The organism is Nocardioides sp. (assembly GCF_024509035.1).
GTDB lineage: Bacteria > Actinomycetota > Actinomycetes > Propionibacteriales > Nocardioidaceae > Nocardioides.
In genome coordinates, this window is sequence record NZ_JANINT010000448.1 from 1 (window position 1) to 16,289 (window position 16,289).

Below are 16,289 nucleotides of genomic sequence, written 5' to 3' on the forward strand. Positions count from 1 at the left end.
CCGAGCCCGAGCCCGAGCCGGAGGTCGCGACGGCGGCGGAGACAGCGCCTGCAGCAGCAGAGCCGGAGTCGACCTCGGAGCCGGAGCCGGAGCCCGAGCCCGCACCGCCGGCCGAGCCGGCCGAGGAGGAGAAGCCGAAGCCGCAGGCCAGCGGCGGGGCCCACCAGCCGAAGACCGACGTCGACATCCACGAGGCCGGCTCGCTCTTCGATCTCTGAGCCGTGCGACCCCGACGGGTCGTGTGCCCCAGGACGCGCCATGGCGCGGTCTGAGGCACACGACCCGTTCGTCATTTCTCGCGTACGGTGGAGCGATGAGGCCGCTCGGGGCAGCAGTCGCGATCACCCTGTCGGGGATCCTCGTCCTCTCGGCCTGCGGGTCGGACACGGCGTCGACCGCGAGCGACGACTCCACACCCAGGGCGACGCCCTCGACCCTCACCCCGTCGCCGTCCTCGCCGTCCGCGCCGTCCTCCGAACCACCTCCGAGCACCACCTCCAGCGCGTCGGCAGAGCCGGCCCTCCTCGGCCAGGAGGCGGCGACAGCCCTCCGCTCCTTCGCCGTCGGTCGCGAGCTGCCACCACTCACCGGCCAGGTCGACCTCTACCTCGGCAACGCCTTCACGGGCTTCGTCACCCGCAAGCGGGCCGTCGACCCCACGGCCTGGGCGACCTGCACCGAGATCGGCGACTACGCCGGCCGCGCGTGCCCGCTCTCCCCGCTGGACGTGCTCGCACAGCATCGCCGCGTGGCGTACGTCGGAGCCCCGGACAGCGGCTGCCTGAAGACCTACGGCCCGGTGCCTCCCGACCTGCGCAAGCTCACGCACGTCGCGATCGTCCCGGCACCGGGATCGGTGGACTCGTGCATCGACGACTTCGCGGTCCAGGTCTTCAGCGACGAGAACGGTGCGCTCATGGCGGTCTCCTTGCTGCTGGGTGAACCCTAGGGAAGGTGGACCCGCAGGAGTACGCAGACGCGCGATGGCACTCGCTCCTGCGCGCTGCGGTGGACCTCGGCGTCGACGAGGACGACGCGCCCGCGCTCGTACGACGGGTGCTGGCCGCGCAACAGCACCGGATCCGCCGTGCCGAGGACCCGGACCCGCTCGTGCGCGCGGCCCTCACCGAGGAGGTCCTGGGACCCGGTGAGCGGCGTCGCCCACCGTGGCGGGCGATCGGCGGCGCCGTGGTCGCGCTGGCCGCGGTGCTCGCCGTCGTCGCCGTCACCCGGCCGGACGAGCCACCGGTGGACCACCTCGAGGACGACCAGGTCCCCTCGATCTTCGGGTTCGGGCGGCAGGCGGCGGAGGAGCTGCTCACCAGCCGTGGCTTGACGGTGAAGGTCGAGCCGGTGCGGGCCTGCGAGATCGAGGGCCGGGCGATCGGGAGCGACCCGCCCCGCGGCACGACGTACGAGCGCGGTGACCCGATCACGCTCTACACCGCGGTGCCGTCGAGCATCACCTGCCTGACGGACTACCAGCAGCGCTCGACCGCGTGGCAGCTGCTCGACTTCGCCAACGGCCGCGGTGCCGGACCGCCGTTCGCCGACCGGGTCGGCGTCCGTTCCGCCGGCGGCACGGAGAGCGTGCTGGACCACGATGCGGCCGCCGACCCCGGGGCGTGGGCCGACACGGGCGTGCTGGACGCGCTGCGCACCGCCACCGCTCGTGTACAGCTCACCGACGACCGACCACTGACCTACGCGGTGCCGGCGCTGCGGATCATCGGCGCGGACGAGGACTTCGGCCCCTGTCCTGCGCCACCACCGCTCGCGGGCGCGGACGACGCGTTCGCGGTCCTGGTCTTCTCCCCGACCCGCGACGGGTGCCCACTACGACTCCAGGTCTCCCGCGACGACGCTCATCGCGTGGAGTCCGTGGCGCTCTACCCCGCGTCGTGAGGGCTGTCGGGGTGCTCGGGCACGACGACCGGCCGCATCCGCGCCCAGACGATGAACACCACGCCGACGGCGATCATCGCCACGCCCGCCCAGAGGTTGGCGTTGACGCCACCGGTCTTGTCGGACTCCTCGTCGCCGAACAGGCCCATCAGCGTGAGGATCACGCCGTAGACCCCGATCAGGCCGCCGATGATCGTGCGGATGTCGAGCAGGCCGGCAGTGTGTCGGCCCTGGGCGCCACCCTGGGCGCTGGTCGAGCTCTGGGACATGACGGCTCCTCTAGAAGATGACGTTCAAGATGACGACCATGACGAGTGCGACCCCGGCGAGGGGGATCGTGCGCTGGTACCACGGGTGCGAGGCCTCGTCGGGATCGACCAGGTCCTCGCGTGGGGTCTCGGAGTAGACCAGGCCGCGCAGCTCCTCGACCGGCTTGGGTGCGGTCATCAGCGAGACGACGATGCTCAGCACGACGTCGACGACGAACGCAACGCCCGCAGCCACGAAGGCGGCACCCTGGCCACTCACCGGGATGACGCCGATGCTCGCCGAACCGAACGTGTCCTCGCTGAGGAAGGCAACCGCGACGGCCGACGCCGTACCGGCGACCAGGCCGACCCAACCGGCGGTCGGGGTCATCCGCTTCCAGAACATGCCGAGGATGAACGTGGCGAACAGCGGGGCGTTGAAGAACCCGAACAGCGCCTGCAGGTAGTCCATGATGTTGCTGAAGTTGCTGGCCAGGCCGGCCGTGAAGATCGCGATGACCGTGGCCGCGACGGTCGCGATGCGGCCCACCATCAGGTAGTACTCGTCGTCGCGGTCCTTGACGACGTACTGCTCCCACAGGTCGTAGCTCAGCACGGTGTTGAACGCCGAGATGTTCGCGGCCATGCCGGCCATGAACGCGGCGAGCAGGCCGGTGATCGCCAGCCCGAGCAGGCCGTTGGGCAGCACGTCGCGCATCAGGTAGAGCAGTGCGTCGTTGTAGGCCACGCCCTCGCCCGACGCCCCGCCTGCCACCGACTCGCCGGCCTTGATGTCGCCGATCTCGGTGACGAGCACCGCGGCGATCATGCCCGGGAAGATCGTGATGAACGGGACGAACATCTTCGGGAAGGCGCCGATGATCGGGGTCTTGCGCGCCGCCGAGATCGAGTTGGAGGCCATCGCGCGCTGCACCTCGACGAAGTTCGTCGTCCAGTAGCCGAACGACAGCACGAAGCCGAGCCCGAAGACGATGCCGATCACCGAGAGCAGCGAGGAGTCGAAGCCGGTCAACGGCAGCCCGGGCCAGGAGTTGAGCTGCTGGTCCGGCGGCGGCGGTGATCTTGTCGGTCAGCCCGTTCCAGCCGCCGACGCGGTGCAGTCCGATCAGCGTCAGCGGCAGCAGGCCGCCGACGATCACGAAGAACTGCAGCACCTCGTTGTAGATCGCCGCGCTCAGGCCGCCGAGGGTGATGTAGGAGAGCACGATGGCCGCGGCCACGATCAGCGCGACCCACAGGGGCCAGCCGAGCAGCGCGTGCACGATGCTGCCGAGCAGGAACAGGTTGATGCCGGCGATGAGCAGCTGGGCCACGGCGAACGAGATCGCATTGACCAGGTGGGCTCCGGTGCCGAACCGGCGACGCATGAACTCAGGGACCGAGCGCACCTTGGAGCCGTAGTAGAAGGGCATCATCACGACGCCGAGGAACAGCATCGCCGGGATGGCGCCGATCCAGAAGTAGTGGACCGTCGGCAGGCCGAACTCCGCGCCCGAGGCCGACATGCCCATGATCTCGACGGCGCCCAGGTTGGCGGAGATGAAGGCCAGGCCGGTGACCCAGGCCGGGAGCGAGCGGCCCGAGAGGAAGAAGTCGACCGAGTCGGAGATCTGGCGACGGGCGACCACGCCGATGCCGATCACCACCGCGAAGTAGAGAGCGATGATCAGGTAGTCGACCGCATGGGCCGAGATGATCGTGTCGCTGGCCAGGACCGTCGGACTCGCCATGGGATGACCTTTCGTGCACCGATCCGGTGGGGACGGCCCCGAAGGGCCACCGGATCTCGTGCCCGCACCACCGCGCGAGCAAACCTGCGGCATCATCGTGACGTCGTCATGACGTCACAACTCCTTGACATGACACCACTATGGTGTCATGGTGGTGCGCATGGACATCACGCCGTACGTCGAGAACCTCCGCCGCGACCTGCTCGCGGCCGCTGAGGCGGCCGGCCCGGAGGCGCGCGAGGCGACCGAGCGCCTGGCCTTCGCCCTCGACCCCGCCGCCCGCCTGGCACTGATGGAGGCGGTCTCGCAGGCGGCCGCCGAGATCACCGCCGAGATGCCCGACGGCGGTGTCGACGTCCGGCTCACCGGACGCGAGCTCGACTTCGTCGTGCACACCACTCCGCAGACGCCACCCGTGCCCCCCACGGCCCCGGCGCCGCCGATCGAGGAGCCCGAGGACGACGGCAACGTCGCGCGCATCACCCTGCGCATCCCCGAGTCGGTCAAGGCCAAGGCCGAGGAGCTCGCGGCCCGCTCGGGCCACTCGCTCAACACCTGGCTGGTCACCGTGGTGCGCGCCGCCACGACCCGCGACAGCGCCATCAACGTCGACATCGACCTCTCGAGCATCCCCTTCCTCGGGGGCAACGACCCCTTCGGTGGCAAGAAGGGCAACCGCCGGATGACCGGCTGGGTCTAGGACGACCCGCACCCACTCACGGGACCGGCACCGGCCGGCCCCGCGGACGACCACACCCTCACGCAGGAGGCACCATGACCGAGCACCGCTTCGACACCCCCGGGCCCGTCCGGCTCTTCGCCGAGATCGGGAAGGGCTCGGTGACCGTCCGGGCCATCGATACCACCGAGACCGTCGTCCAGGTCGCGGGCCGCGATGCCGACCAGACCGTGGTCCGCCAGGACGGCGACCAGATCAGCGTCATCGGCCCCAAGCAGCGCGGCATCTTCGGCGACAGCCGGCTCGACGTCGTGATCGACCTGCCGACCTCCAGCGAGGTCGCCGTACGCACCGGCAGCGCCGACATCACCATCTCGGGCGCCGTGGGCGCCGCCCAGCTCAAGAGCGGCTCCGGCGACGTCGAGCTCGACACCGCCGAGGGCCCCCTCGTGGTCGAGACCGGGTCGGGCGACGTACGGATCGAGGCGGCGCGCGCCGACCTGAGGGCCAAGAGCGGGTCGGGCGACGTGCTCGTCGTCGACGCGTCCGCCGCCGTCGTCATCTCGACCGGCTCCGGCGACGTGCAGCTGTGGACCAGCCGGGGCGCCGCCGTGGTCAAGACCGGGTCCGGTGACCTCAAGGTCGGCGAGTCCGGGGGCGACGTCGCCCTGACCACCGGCTCGGGCGACCTGGTCGTGAGCAAGGCGCTGCGGGGACGGGTCACCATGAAGGGCGCCTCCGGCGACGTGACGGTCGGCGTGCCGGCCGGGGTCCCCGTGTGGACCGACATCTCGACCGTGACCGGCGCCATCCGCTCCCAGCTGCCCCACGCGGGCCAGCCCGCCGAGGGCGCCGACCACGTCGAGATCCGCGCCAAGACCGTCAGCGGCGACGTCGTGCTGACGCAGGCCTGACCCCCACCCCTACCCACGCGCAGGAGAACGTCATGGAGTACAGCAACGTCGTCCTGGATGCCGAGGTCAACCGCCGGCAGCTCGCCGAGCGGATCGCCCGTGCGGGCACACCTCGGATCCCCTCCAGCACCTACCGACAGCTCGTCGCCCAACGCATGCGCCGGATCGCCACCCGCCTCGAGAGCTGACCGCCCGGCTCAGGACCGCATCGCGACGCCGCGGCGCCAGTAGCCCATGAACGCGACCTGGCGCCGGTCGACGCCGAGGTCGCGCACCAGGGCCCGCCGCAATGTCGTCACCATCGCGGACTCGCCGGCGATCCAGGCGTAGAGCCCCTCGAGATCGTGCCCCACCAGGGTCACCGGGGCGTCGACCTCCTCGCCGGAGGAGGAGTACGTCGGGGTCTCCCACAGGTCGGGGTCCACCTCGACCGGCTCGTCCACCGGGAGGACCGGGGCCCCGAGGTGCGTGAGCACCGCGTCGTGGACGCGGGATCCGACGGGCCCGCCGTCACGCGGCAGCCAGACCACCTCGACCCCCTCGGGGTGGACGACGCTCAGCACGTCCGCGGCGGTCGGCACCTCGAGGAACGCGGCGCCCCGCGCCTGCCAGGGCAGCTGCCCCAGGATCGCGCAGATCGCCGGCACCGCGGTCTCGTCACCGACGAGCAGCAGCTGCGAGGCCGTCCCGGGCGCGAACTCGATGCCGCCGAACGGCTCGCCCCGCCGCGGCGCGAGCAGCACGACCGGGTCGCCCACCTCGGCCTGCTCGGCCCACGACGACCCGGGGCCGGCCTGTCCGTCGTGGCCGTGCACCACGAAGTCCACCACCAGGCGGGTGTCGGCACCCGACCCGCGCACCTCGCGGATCGTGTAGGTGCGCATGTGGCCGCGCTCCTCGACCGGGCGCTCGAGCCAGGTGCTGAGCCAGGCCTGGTCGGCGTCCGCGACCGAGGGCAGCGAGCCACCGGCGTACGGGAAGACGAGCTTGATGCGCTGGTCGTAGGTCGGGCCGTCGACGCCGAAGTCGGCCAGGCACGCCCCGCCCAGCTCCACGCGGACGAACGACGGCGAGAGCCGCTCCACCCGGACGGCCCGGACCTCGTCGAGGATCATGGGCAGCCGGTGCTGGGTCGTGGTCATAAGGTTAGGCTAACCTAACCCCGCTCTCAGATCGGTGTGCGGTGGAAGTTCTGGAACGACCGCGACGGCGTCGGGCCACGCTGGCCCTGGTAGCGCGAGCCGTACTTCGCCGAGCCGTAGGGGTGCTCCGAGGGCGAGGAGAGCCGGAAGAAGCAGAACTGGCCGATCTTCATGCCCGGGTAGAGCTTGATCGGCAGCGTCGCGACGTTGGCGAGCTCGAGCGTCACGTGCCCGGAGAAGCCGGGGTCGACGAACCCGGCCGTGGCGTGGGTGAGCAGGCCGAGGCGCCCCAGGGACGACTTGCCCTCCACGCGGGCCGCGATGTCGTCGGGCAGCGTCACGACCTCGTACGTCGAGCCGAGCACGAACTCGCCCGGGTGCAGGATGAACGGGTCGTCGCCCTCGGGCTCGACCATCCGCGTCAGGTCCGACTGGTCGGCCGCCGGGTCGATGTGGGGGTACTTGTGGTTCTCGAACACCCGGAAGAACCGGTCCAGCCGCACGTCGATCGAGGACGGTTGGAGCATCCCCTCGTCGTAGGGCTCCAGGGCGATGCGCCCCGCCTCGATCTCGACGAGGATGTCGCGGTCTGAGAGCAGCACGCGCTCAACCTACCGGCCAGGGCCCGCCGCGGGGGACCGATGCACGAGCGCGAGAATGGGGCGGTGACCTTCCACCGCTACGTCGCGCTGGGCGACTCCTTCACCGAGGGCGTCGGCGACCCCGACGCGACCCGTCCCAACGGCCTGCGCGGCTGGGCCGACCGCGTCGCCGAGCACCTGGCGACCCTCGAGCCCGACTTCCGCTACGCCAACCTCGCCATCCGCGGCCGCAAGCTGCCGACGATCCTCGACGAGCAGCTCGACGCCGGGCTCGCCCTGGACCCCGACCTCGTGACGATCCACGGCGGCGGCAACGACGTCCTGCGTCCACGGGTCGATGTCGACGCCCTCGCCGCCCGGTACGAGGAGGCCATCTCGCGGCTCACGGCCACCGGCGCCCGGGTCGTGATGTTCACGCTCTTCGACCCCGGCACCACCGGCGTCTTCGCCGCGATGCGCGGCCGGTTCGCGGTGTTCAACGAGTGGGTCCGCGAGATCGCCGACCGCCACGAGGTCACCCTTGTGGACCAGTGGCGGATGCGCGACATCGAGCTGCCCGCCGTCATGGACACCGACCGGATGCACCTGAACCCCGCCGGCCACGCCTACATGGCGACCCGGGTGCTCGACGCGCTCGGCGTCGCCCACGAGCTGGTACCGCCGACCCTCGCCCCGATCCCGGTGCTCGACCGCCGCGAACGCCTGGCCGAGAACGCCCGCTGGACCCGCGAGTTCCTGGCCCCGTGGGTCCACCGCCGGCTCACCGGACGCTCCTCCGGCGACCTGGTCACCCCGAAGCGGCCCACCCTGGCCGCCATCGACTAGTATCTCGGCGACGCCGGCACTGCCCGTCGTCGTGCGGATGTAGCTCAGTTGGTAGAGCGCGACCTTCCCAAGGTCGATGTCGCGAGTTCGAGTCTCGTCATCCGCTCCACGTCCCACTGGTCGCGCTCGCGAGCGCGACGCTCTGCTCAACGTCGATGTCGCGAGCTCGAGTCTCGTCATCCGCTCCACGTCCCACTGGTCGCGCTCGCGAGCGCGACGCTCTGTTCGACGTCGATGTCGCGAGTTCGAGTCTCGTCACCCGCTCCACGTTCACCACCGAGTCGGCGCATCTGCAGGGCGTCGGCCTGCACACGCGCCGACTCGAGCCCCTCGCAGCCCGTAGACGCGCCGACTCGGCATGGAGGATCTGTGACCATTGGGCAACTTGACGCTTCTTGTGACCAGAGGTGACAGTGGGACGACCGGTCCTTCCCCACCGTCGTTAGGTCGCTCCATGTCTCGCCGCACCCTGTTGATCGTCGTCGGCACACTCGCTGTGCTGCTCGCGCTCACCCCACTGATCCCGCGGGGCGAGGACGAGGGGGCGATCCTGCCCTCGGGCCAGAAGGCCGGGGCGCTTCGACCGGCCGCCACCGCGGGGTGGTCGCGGGTCACTCCGGAGATGCGGGCCGAGATCGACCGGGTCGTCGCGGAGGGCCGCACGCTGGGTCGCGTCTCCGCCAAGGCGACGCCCGAGCAGCTGGCCGCCTCCTCGGTGCGGTGCGCCGAGCTCGAGGGCCAGCGCTACTGCCTGGGCACCGGCTGGACCGAGGACTCCGAGGCCGAGGTCCGGGCCCGGATGGCCCGCGCCGCCCGTACGACGGCGGCGCGACCCGCAGGCGCGGTCGAGTCGACCGGTGACCTCGACAGCGCGGACGCCCTGGCACAGCGGGCCCGGATGAGCCCGGCGGCTCGCGCCGAGGCCGACCGCGCCGAGCTGACGATGGCCGCACGCTCGGTCGCGAAGGTCTGGCTGCTGCGCCACGAGATCGAGGGTGTCCCGCTGCCCGACGGCTTCCTGGCCGCCCACCCCGAGGCGCGCGCCGCCGTACCCGTCGCGGCGAAGGCCTCCGCCTCCCCGAGCACGACGGCGTCCCCGAGCGCCGCGGCGACCCCCGCCGCCCCGAGCACCCCCAGCGTCAAGACGCAGGCCGACTACCCCGAACGCGTCGCGATCATGAACCCCAAGCAGGTCTCGGAGCAGACCCGCACCTACTGGTGCGGCCCGACGTCGATGCAGATGATCGCCTGGGGCTGGCGCAACCGTGTCCAGTCGCAGGACCACTGGGCCCGGCGCCTGCACACGACCAGCAGCGGCACGTCGGTCTACGACATGGTCCGCGTGGTCAACCAGAGCACCGGCTGGGACAACGAGGACCACGCCGGTCCCTACATCGTGCTCGACATCGGCAAGTACGGCTTCGACAAGTGGATGCTGCTGATGATGCGCCACCTCGCCGACTACCAGGCACCGGTCGTGCTGCACCCGCACCTGCTCAAGCAGTTCTACCCCTACCTCGACGACGACGCGTCGGGCCACTTCCAGGTCGGCCGCGGCTACGCCAAGCGCGGCAAGAAGCCCGACCTCCTCGGCTACTTCGAGCCCTGGAACCAGGCGCGCTTCGACCCCTCCGAGCCCTCGATCGCCCGGGTGCAGTGGCGCAACGCCTACAAGAGCTACCGCGGCAACCAGGCCCACTACGCGCACAACGTCGGCGTCTGATGCGCCGGCTGCGGTACGCCGCTCCCGTGGCCGCCCTCGCTCTCGCGCTCGGCGCGTGCGGCGGCAGCGACGAGGGGGCTGACGAGACACCCGGCGCGACGCCCACCGCCGAGTCGTCCGCCCCCACCCCGAGCGGCGAGCCGTCGACGGACGACCCGTCGACCGGGGCGTCCGCGACCCCCACCGGGGGGACCGCGCAGGAGCCCGCCGCGCTCGAGCCGACCACCGACCTCCTCGACTGGCGGCCGGTCGACGGCCCGGTCGCGGACGTCGTCACCCGCAGCGGCGACTGGACCCTCACCGTCCCCCGCAACGGCGCCAGCTACTCGCTGGAGGGCGGCGACCACGGGAGCGGCGCGGGGACGCCCGGCACCCGCGTCACCGACGCCCTGATCGACGGCCGCTGGGCGGTCGCCGTGCTGCAGGACAAGGCCGAGCAGCGGCCGATGGTCGCAGAGGTGACCGAGCTGGCGACCGGGAAGACGTTCCGCGTCGACGGCCGCTCCGAGATCCCGACCACTACCGGCGGCACCTGGGCGCTCGGCGAGGGCACGCTCGTGCACGCGACGGTCGCGTCGGGCGCCTACTGCCTGGCCACCGTCGACCTCGCCACCCGCACGTCGACGCTCGGCTGGTGCGCGGCGAAGCGGCAAGGCTTCACCGACGCGCGGATCACCTCCGCCGGCATCGCCCTGCAGACCTTCGACGACTCCAGCCCCGCGTGCCGCACCCTGGTCGCCGTCGACGGCGAGGAGGTCACCCCCTTCGCGGGCGTGCCCGACTGCAAGGGCTGGGACGGCCTGCTCACCGAGGACGGCGCGGTCTGGTCGGTGATCCCGAAGGAGCACCAGGTCGAGAACGCCCACTTCTACGCGCGCTCGGGCGAGGCGTACGTCGACCTCGGGCCGGGCACCGCCGGCAGCCTCACCTGGTGCGCGGGGGCGGCGTACTTCGTGCGCGACCCGCAGCGCGAGGGCGACCCGGCGGCGCTGATGCGGTGGAGCGCCGAGTCCGGGCTCTCGGTCGTCTACGAGTCGCCCGGCGGCCAGGCCTTCCTCAGCGAGCCGCGCTGTGGCGGGGACTCGCTCACCGTGACGGCGATGGCCGAGGACGGCGACGAGCAGGTCAGCGCGCCGCTGTCCTGAGGGCCCGACCCCGCATCTCGACCGCGAGAAATCGGATCCGAGGCCGTCACGTCCTCCGGAGCCCTGCGTTGGACCCTTGTCGGAACACGGGGATCCGACGCCCCGACGGGGTGGTTGCGCTGCAGCGGGCGCCGCCACCCCGTCACGCGTGGCCGCCCTCGCGCCTGGCTACCCTCGGGAGGTGCCCGCCTCCGAGACCCCCGTCTTCACCGGCTTCCCGGTCGCTGCCCTCGACTTCTACGACGACCTCGAGGTCGACAACACCAAGTCGTTCTGGGAGAAGCACAAGACCGTGTACGCCGAGGCAGTCAAGGCCCCGATGACCGCTCTGTGCGCGGCCCTGGAGCCGGAGTTCGGCGCGGCGAAGATCTTCCGGCCCTACCGCGATGTGCGATTCGCCAAGGACAAGACGCCCTACAAGACCCACCAGGGCGCGTTCGTCCGGGTCGGCGAGGCCACCGGCTGGTACGTCGAGATCTCCCCCCGCGGTCTGCGCACCGGCGCCGGCTTCTACGAGGCGAGCGGTCCGCGCCTCGCGGCGTTCCGCGCGGCGGTCGCGCACGACCGCTTCGGCCCCGAGCTGCAGAAGATCCTGCAGGCCCTGGAGAAGCGGGGCTTCGAGATCGGCGGTGACCGCCTCAAGACCACCCCACGCGGGTACGACGCCGACCACCCGCGCATCGAGCTGCTGCGCCACAAGTCGCTCGTCGCGGGGCACATGCTCGGGTTCGAGCCGGTGATCCACACCCCGGAGGTGCTCGACCTGGTGCGCGCGGACTGGCAGGCGCTGCGGCCGCTGGTCGAGTGGATCGCCGGCCACTGCGCGACCTGACGGCCGATCCGAGAGCTCAGGCCGAGGTGAAGCTCGCCATCGTCCGCTCGGGCTCCCAGTAGGCCTTCATCGACGTGACCCGGCCGCCCTCGTCCACGACGTACACCATGATCAGGTCGGTCGTGGTGTGGCTGCCGTCGGGGAACGACGTGCGGATCCGGCCGATGTTGGCGCAGGTGTTGCTGCCCGGGTTGGCGAAGGAGTCGGTGATCTCGAACTCGAAGCGCGCGATCGGCGCGATCGCCTGGTGCCAGAAGGCCGTGATGCCCTCGTGGCCCCGGTGGCCCTTGCCCTCGGGGTCGAACATCGAGGGCCCGACCGGGTCCTCGAGCACCGCGTCCTCGGCGTAGACCGTCAGCCACTCCGCGAGGTCACCCTTCGCCACGGCGGAGTACGAGCGCTGCGACGCCGCTCGAGCCGGGTGCGGGTCGTTCGGCGCGTTCCAGGTGATGGCGTCGGAGGTGATCACGCGCGCATCCTAGGCCCGCAACTGCAACACGTTCTAGTGTCGAGCGGTCACGTGGCGTTCACCCGGCGTCCGACCCGCGTCCGATCGGTGCTGCCACCGTGCAGGCATGGCACGCAAGCGCAAGGCCTACCTGCACCTGGGACTCCCGCGCAGCGGAGGCGGCTTCCTCGACTCCGCCCTCGCGGAGCACGCCGACGCACTCGCTGCACTCGGCCTCGACCACCCCTCCATCTCCGCCGAGGAGATGTTCCGCGCCGCGATCGAGATCCGCCGCGACCACCGCGCCTGGGGCTACGAGCGCCGCGAGGTCGAGGGCGTCTGGGCGGCGATCTGCCGCCGCGCACACCGCGGCCGCCACGACGTGGTCGTCAGCCAGGAGCTGCTCGCCGGGTGCACGCCCGGACAGGTCGACCTCCTGCTCGACGGTCTCGCCGGCTTCGAGGTGCACCTGATCGTCACCGCCCGCGACCTCGGCAGCCAGCTGCTCGCCGCCTGGGCCGGCTCCGTGGAGGCCGGCCGGTCGGTGTCCTTCGCCACGTTCCGCACCCGCGTCATGGACCCGGCCCGCGCCCACGACCAGGCCCAGCGGTTCTGGGCCGGCCAGGACCTCGGCGAGGTCCTGGAGCGGTGGGGCGGCGCGGTGCGCAAGCCGCACCGCCTCCACGTCGTCGTGGTGCCGCGGGACGACCCGGACCCGCGCGCGGCCGTCTGGAAGGCGGTCGGCGAGGTCGTCGGGTTCGACGCCGCGGCCCTCCCGCTCACCGACGCCGTGTCGGCCGTCCCGGCGACCCCCGACCCCGCCGGGATCGCGGTCCTGCGCACGGTCAACCGCGCGGTCGACGGCCGGCTGCCCGGCCGCACCCAGCGCGCCGTCGTACGCCGCTACCTCTCCGAGGGGCCGGCGGAGTCGGCCACGCGGCCGGCCCTCCCGGCCGACCTCCACGACGAGCTGCTCGAGATCGGCGAACGCTGGCGCAAGCAGCTCGCCGAGGGCGGGTACGACGTGCACGGCGACACCACGGCGCTGCTGCCGGCGTCTCCGGAGCCGGGCCAGGCGCTGCCCGACGAGGTGCCGACCGAGGAGCGGCTGTCGACGGCCACGGACGCCCTGGCGACCGTGCTGGTGGAGGTGGCGCGGCTGCGCGAGCACAACCAGGCGCTCGAGGAGCGCAACGCCGCGCTCGAGCGCAAGAAGCGCAAGCTCAAGAAGCGCCTGGCGGCGTCGGCCTGAGGCCCCCGCTCTCGCGTCAGTGCGGCTGCCAGGCGTCCTCGTCCGCCGTGCGCGAGGTGACGGTCTCCGGCAGCGCGCGGTCGGCGAGTTGCTGGATCGAGACCTGCTCGAAGACGTCGCGCAGCGAGTGGCGCGCGGCGATCCACACGTGCTGGAGCACGTCGGCGGTCTCGTTGTAGCTGACGGCCTCGGGACGCAGGCCGTAGACGGACACCAGCGGCCCGTCGACGGCGCGGATGACGTCGGCGACCGACACGTCCGCGGCCGGCCGGCCCATCCGCCAGCCGCCGGACTGGCCGCGCTGGGACATCACGATGCCCGCGCGGCGCAGGTCGGCGAGGATCGCCTGGAGGAAGCCGTGCGGGATCTCCTGGAGCCGGCCGAGCTCCTCGGCGCTGACGGCGCGACCATCCGCACGCGAGGCCATCTCGATCAGCGCACGCAGGGCGTAGTCGGACTTCGCGGAGACTCGCATGAGGCCAAGTGTGTCAGATGTGTCGACTTGTTCACTCGACCTTGGGGAGTACGCCCGGAGCCGCCTGCGCGCCACAAGATCCTGGTCCGGTCGGGACTTTTTGATCTGGATTTGAGCAGGCATTGGGGATCGCCTGAGATGAGCACCGCGATCGTCGGCCGTGCCGATCGGCTCCCGTCGATCGCGAGAGAGGAAGAACCCGATGCCGTCCGACATCTTCGGCCTGCCCCTGCACCCCCTCATCGTCCACGCCACCGCGGTCCTGGTGCCGCTCGCGGCGCTGCTGGTGATCGGTGTCGTCGTCTCCCCCCGCCTGCGGGCCTGGGCGGGACCGTTGCCGGTGGGCCTCAGCCTGGTCGCCCTGATCCTCACGCCGCTGTCGACCGCGAGCGGCGAGAACCTCGAGAAGCAGGTCGGCGAGAGCTCGTTGGTGGAGAAGCACGCCGAGCTCGGTGACCAGCTGCTGCCGCTCACGATCGCGTTGTTCGTGTTCTCCGCCGCCTACTGGTGGCTGGATCGTCGGCGTACGGCGGAGCCCGAGGCCGGCGGCACCGCCGACCGGATGCGCACCGTGACCGTCGTGGTGGGCGTCCTCGCGCTCCTGGCCGCCGTGGGCACCGGGGTGCAGGTGGCCCGGATCGGCCACAGCGGCGCCAAGGCCGCCTGGTCCGACGCCGGCTCGGCGACCGGCTGAGTCCCTCCGCTGAGTCTCCGGGCCGAACACGGGCGGGCGGCAGTACTGTGACCGACATGGTCCGCCTCCTCCTGGTCGAGGACGACCCGGAGATCCGGCGCACGCTCGCCCGTGGCCTCGGCGAGCAGGGCGCGACGGTCGTCCCGGTCGCGACTGCCGTCGAGGCGATCAAGGCGGTGAGCACCGAGCGTCCCGACGCGGTGATCCTCGACCTGGGGCTGCCCGACCTCGACGGCGCGGACGTGCTGGCCCTGATCCGCGCGAGCAGCGACCTGCCCGTCGTCGTCGCCACCGCGCGCGACGACGAGCGCGAGATCGTCCGGTTGCTCGACGCCGGCGCCGACGACTACCTGATCAAGCCGTTCTCGGCCGCCCAGGTGATGGCGCGGGTCCGCGCCGTCCTGCGCCGCACGAGCCCGACCGAGCGCGAGGACCCTCGCGTCGTCGTCGGTGGCCTGGTCGTCGACCCGGTCTCGCGCACGGCCATGCTCGACGGCGCCGAGATGACGCTCAACCGCAAGGAGTTCGACCTGCTGTTCGCGCTGGCGTCGCGCCCCGGTGAGGTCGTGACCAAGCGGCAGCTGCTCGCCGAGGTCTGGCAGATGCCCTGGGGTGGCGCCGACCGCACGGTCGACGTGCACCTGTCCTGGCTGCGGCGCAAGCTCGGGGAGACCGCTGCCGAGCCGCGGTACCTGGTGAGCGTGCGGGGGGTCGGCGTGAAGCTCGTCGACCCCAGCGCGTCATGACGGCACCCCTGGTGGCCGCGTGAGCCTGCGCGCCCGGATCCTCGCCCTCGCGGTCGGCGCCACCGCCACCGTGCTCGTCCTGTTCGCGATCCCGCTGGTCCTCCTGCTCCAGCGCACCGCGACCGAGGAGAGCCGCGAGGGCGCGTCCGACGTGGCCCGCAGCGTGGCCGACTACGTGAGCACCGGTCCCGCGGACGCCGACCTGCTCGGTGCGTACGTCGACCGGGTCAACGCCCGTGAGGACACCACGCCGGTCACGGTGCTGCTGCCCGACGGCACGATGCTCGGGGCGACCCTCCCCGGCGAGGCGGGTGAGTACGCCGAGCAGGCGGCCGAGGCCGCGCGGAGGCACGACGACCGGGAGGGCGACGACGACGCCGACAACCGGCTGATGCCGGTCTCGGACGTCGAGGTCCGCGAGGTCGGGGGCGGCCAGCTGGTCAGCGTCCACGCCGGCACCGCCGAGGGCAAGGTCGTCGTCGCGGCCTACGCGTCACGCGACGACATCCGGTCGCTGCTGGGCGGCCGCCTGGCACTGCTCGGCGCGGCGGCGGCCGTGCTGCTGGTGCTGGCGGCGGCCGCCGCCGAGGTCGTGTCCCGCCGCCTGGTCCGCCACCTCGCGAGCACCGCCGCAGCCGCGGACCGCCTGGGCGAGGGGGACCTCACCGCGCGGGCGCCCGACGAGGGCCCCTCGGAGGTGCGCCGGGTCGCCGACGCGCTCAACCGCCTCGCAGGGCGCATCGACGACCTGCTCGTCGCCGAGCGCGAGACGGTCGCGGACCTCTCGCACCGGCTCCGCACGCCCCTCACCGCGGTGCGGCTCGACGTCGAGGGCCTTCCCCCGTCCGAGCGGACCCAGGAGCTCGAGGCCCACCTCGACCAGCTCGAGCGGACCCTCACCGCGGTGA

The 16,289-nt window shown here is 72.2% G+C and carries 19 protein-coding genes, 1 tRNA gene and 1 pseudogene; 15 read left to right on the forward strand and 6 right to left on the reverse strand.

Features of this window, described 5'->3' with window-relative positions; translation table 11 throughout:
- The 3 genes from Q0L15_RS24435 to Q0L15_RS24445 all read left to right on the forward strand — a co-directional run.
- On the forward strand, window positions 1-218 hold a 218-nt coding region (locus Q0L15_RS24435), incomplete at its 5' end, for a hypothetical protein (protein WP_296607458.1).
- Between the two features lie 95 nt (window positions 219-313).
- The gene (locus Q0L15_RS24440; RefSeq protein ID WP_296607459.1) at window positions 314-949 is read left to right on the forward strand and encodes a hypothetical protein; all 636 of its coding nucleotides are present in this window, start codon (window positions 314-316) and stop codon (window positions 947-949) included.
- Between the two features lie 5 nt (window positions 950-954).
- Window positions 955-1,905: a hypothetical protein gene (locus Q0L15_RS24445; protein ID WP_296607460.1), complete on the forward strand. Its 951-nt coding sequence runs from the start codon at window positions 955-957 to the stop codon at window positions 1,903-1,905.
- Here the strand turns inward: Q0L15_RS24445 and Q0L15_RS24450 are convergent.
- Window positions 1,890-2,174, reverse strand: a complete 285-nt coding sequence (locus Q0L15_RS24450; protein WP_296607461.1) for a hypothetical protein — start codon at window positions 2,172-2,174, stop codon at window positions 1,890-1,892. The two genes, Q0L15_RS24445 and Q0L15_RS24450, sit on opposite strands and share 16 nt — an antisense overlap.
- A gap of 10 nt (window positions 2,175-2,184) precedes the next feature.
- Window positions 2,185-3,886, reverse strand: a pseudogene (locus Q0L15_RS24455) (sodium:solute symporter family protein).
- Window positions 3,887-4,052: 166 nt separating this feature from the next.
- Between Q0L15_RS24455 and Q0L15_RS24460 the strand changes: the two are divergent.
- The 3 genes from Q0L15_RS24460 (at window position 4,053) to Q0L15_RS24470 (ending at window position 5,685) form a co-directional block, all read left to right on the forward strand.
- Entirely contained in the window at window positions 4,053-4,604 is a 552-nt protein-coding gene (locus Q0L15_RS24460) for a toxin-antitoxin system HicB family antitoxin (RefSeq protein WP_296607462.1), read from the forward strand.
- Window positions 4,605-4,678: 74 nt separating this feature from the next.
- Complete coding sequence (locus tag Q0L15_RS24465) at window positions 4,679-5,497, forward strand: DUF4097 family beta strand repeat-containing protein (RefSeq protein WP_296607463.1); 819 nt, start codon at window positions 4,679-4,681, stop codon at window positions 5,495-5,497.
- Between the two features lie 32 nt (window positions 5,498-5,529).
- Window positions 5,530-5,685, forward strand: a complete 156-nt coding sequence (locus Q0L15_RS24470; RefSeq protein ID WP_296607464.1) for a hypothetical protein — start codon at window positions 5,530-5,532, stop codon at window positions 5,683-5,685.
- A gap of 9 nt (window positions 5,686-5,694) precedes the next feature.
- Here Q0L15_RS24470 and Q0L15_RS24475 read toward each other — a convergent pair whose 3' ends face one another.
- Both Q0L15_RS24475 and dcd read right to left on the reverse strand, forming a co-directional pair.
- Complete coding sequence (locus Q0L15_RS24475; RefSeq protein ID WP_296607465.1) at window positions 5,695-6,639, reverse strand: siderophore-interacting protein; 945 nt, start codon at window positions 6,637-6,639, stop codon at window positions 5,695-5,697.
- A 26-nt stretch (window positions 6,640-6,665) separates the two neighbouring features.
- On the reverse strand, window positions 6,666-7,241 hold the full coding sequence (gene dcd / locus Q0L15_RS24480; protein WP_296607466.1) for a dCTP deaminase: 576 nt from the start codon (window positions 7,239-7,241) through the stop codon (window positions 6,666-6,668).
- Between the two features lie 63 nt (window positions 7,242-7,304).
- On the opposite strand from dcd, the gene Q0L15_RS24485 reads away from it, so the two are divergent.
- The 5 genes from Q0L15_RS24485 to Q0L15_RS24505 all read left to right on the forward strand — a co-directional run bounded on the left by Q0L15_RS24485 (window position 7,305) and on the right by Q0L15_RS24505 (window position 11,766).
- Window positions 7,305-8,066, forward strand: a complete 762-nt coding sequence (locus Q0L15_RS24485) for an SGNH/GDSL hydrolase family protein (protein WP_296607467.1) — start codon at window positions 7,305-7,307, stop codon at window positions 8,064-8,066.
- A 33-nt stretch (window positions 8,067-8,099) separates the two neighbouring features.
- A tRNA-Gly gene (locus Q0L15_RS24490) sits at window positions 8,100-8,175 on the forward strand.
- 345 nt (window positions 8,176-8,520) lie between these two features.
- Complete coding sequence (locus tag Q0L15_RS24495) at window positions 8,521-9,789, forward strand: C39 family peptidase (RefSeq protein WP_296607468.1); 1,269 nt, start codon at window positions 8,521-8,523, stop codon at window positions 9,787-9,789.
- Between the two features lie 26 nt (window positions 9,790-9,815).
- Entirely contained in the window at window positions 9,816-10,934 is a 1,119-nt protein-coding gene (locus tag Q0L15_RS24500; RefSeq protein WP_296607469.1) for a hypothetical protein, read from the forward strand.
- A 181-nt stretch (window positions 10,935-11,115) separates the two neighbouring features.
- A complete protein-coding gene (locus Q0L15_RS24505) occupies window positions 11,116-11,766 on the forward strand; it encodes a DUF2461 domain-containing protein (protein WP_296607470.1) in 651 nt (216 codons plus the stop codon).
- Window positions 11,767-11,782: 16 nt separating this feature from the next.
- Here the strand turns inward: Q0L15_RS24505 and Q0L15_RS24510 are convergent, their stop codons facing one another.
- On the reverse strand, window positions 11,783-12,235 hold the full coding sequence (locus Q0L15_RS24510; RefSeq protein WP_296607471.1) for a nuclear transport factor 2 family protein: 453 nt from the start codon (window positions 12,233-12,235) through the stop codon (window positions 11,783-11,785).
- 106 nt (window positions 12,236-12,341) lie between these two features.
- Between Q0L15_RS24510 and Q0L15_RS24515 the strand changes: the two genes are divergently transcribed.
- Window positions 12,342-13,466, forward strand: a complete 1,125-nt coding sequence (locus Q0L15_RS24515; protein WP_296607472.1) for a hypothetical protein — start codon at window positions 12,342-12,344, stop codon at window positions 13,464-13,466.
- Window positions 13,467-13,482: 16 nt separating this feature from the next.
- Here Q0L15_RS24515 and Q0L15_RS24520 read toward each other — a convergent pair whose 3' ends face one another.
- A complete protein-coding gene (locus tag Q0L15_RS24520; RefSeq protein ID WP_296607473.1) occupies window positions 13,483-13,941 on the reverse strand; it encodes an Rrf2 family transcriptional regulator in 459 nt (152 codons plus the stop codon).
- A gap of 202 nt (window positions 13,942-14,143) precedes the next feature.
- On the opposite strand from Q0L15_RS24520, the gene Q0L15_RS24525 reads away from it, so the two are divergent.
- The 3 genes from Q0L15_RS24525 to Q0L15_RS24535 form a co-directional block, all read left to right on the forward strand.
- Complete coding sequence (locus Q0L15_RS24525) at window positions 14,144-14,635, forward strand: DUF2231 domain-containing protein (protein ID WP_296607474.1); 492 nt, start codon at window positions 14,144-14,146, stop codon at window positions 14,633-14,635.
- A 56-nt stretch (window positions 14,636-14,691) separates the two neighbouring features.
- On the forward strand, window positions 14,692-15,381 hold the full coding sequence (locus Q0L15_RS24530) for a response regulator transcription factor (protein ID WP_296607475.1): 690 nt from the start codon (window positions 14,692-14,694) through the stop codon (window positions 15,379-15,381).
- A gap of 19 nt (window positions 15,382-15,400) precedes the next feature.
- On the forward strand, window positions 15,401-16,289 hold an 889-nt coding region (locus tag Q0L15_RS24535), incomplete at its 3' end, for a HAMP domain-containing protein (RefSeq protein WP_296607476.1).

What these genes read in the sequence shown, in the direction of transcription:
- Q0L15_RS24440 (WP_296607459.1), top strand. Translation starts at nt 314, where the DNA reads ATGAGGCCGCTCGGGGCAGCAGTCGCGATCACCCTGTCGGGGATCCTC.
- Q0L15_RS24450 (WP_296607461.1), bottom strand. Translation starts at nt 2,174, where the DNA reads ATGTCCCAGAGCTCGACCAGCGCCCAGGGTGGCGCCCAGGGCCGACAC.
- Q0L15_RS24460 (WP_296607462.1), top strand. Translation starts at nt 4,053, where the DNA reads ATGGTGGTGCGCATGGACATCACGCCGTACGTCGAGAACCTCCGCCGC.
- Q0L15_RS24465 (WP_296607463.1), top strand. Translation starts at nt 4,679, where the DNA reads ATGACCGAGCACCGCTTCGACACCCCCGGGCCCGTCCGGCTCTTCGCC.
- Q0L15_RS24470 (WP_296607464.1), top strand. Translation starts at nt 5,530, where the DNA reads ATGGAGTACAGCAACGTCGTCCTGGATGCCGAGGTCAACCGCCGGCAG.
- Q0L15_RS24475 (WP_296607465.1), bottom strand. Translation starts at nt 6,639, where the DNA reads ATGACCACGACCCAGCACCGGCTGCCCATGATCCTCGACGAGGTCCGG.
- Q0L15_RS24495 (WP_296607468.1), top strand. Translation starts at nt 8,521, where the DNA reads ATGTCTCGCCGCACCCTGTTGATCGTCGTCGGCACACTCGCTGTGCTG.
- Q0L15_RS24515 (WP_296607472.1), top strand. Translation starts at nt 12,342, where the DNA reads ATGGCACGCAAGCGCAAGGCCTACCTGCACCTGGGACTCCCGCGCAGC.
- Q0L15_RS24520 (WP_296607473.1), bottom strand. Translation starts at nt 13,941, where the DNA reads ATGCGAGTCTCCGCGAAGTCCGACTACGCCCTGCGTGCGCTGATCGAG.
- Q0L15_RS24525 (WP_296607474.1), top strand. Translation starts at nt 14,144, where the DNA reads ATGCCGTCCGACATCTTCGGCCTGCCCCTGCACCCCCTCATCGTCCAC.
- Q0L15_RS24530 (WP_296607475.1), top strand. Translation starts at nt 14,692, where the DNA reads ATGGTCCGCCTCCTCCTGGTCGAGGACGACCCGGAGATCCGGCGCACG.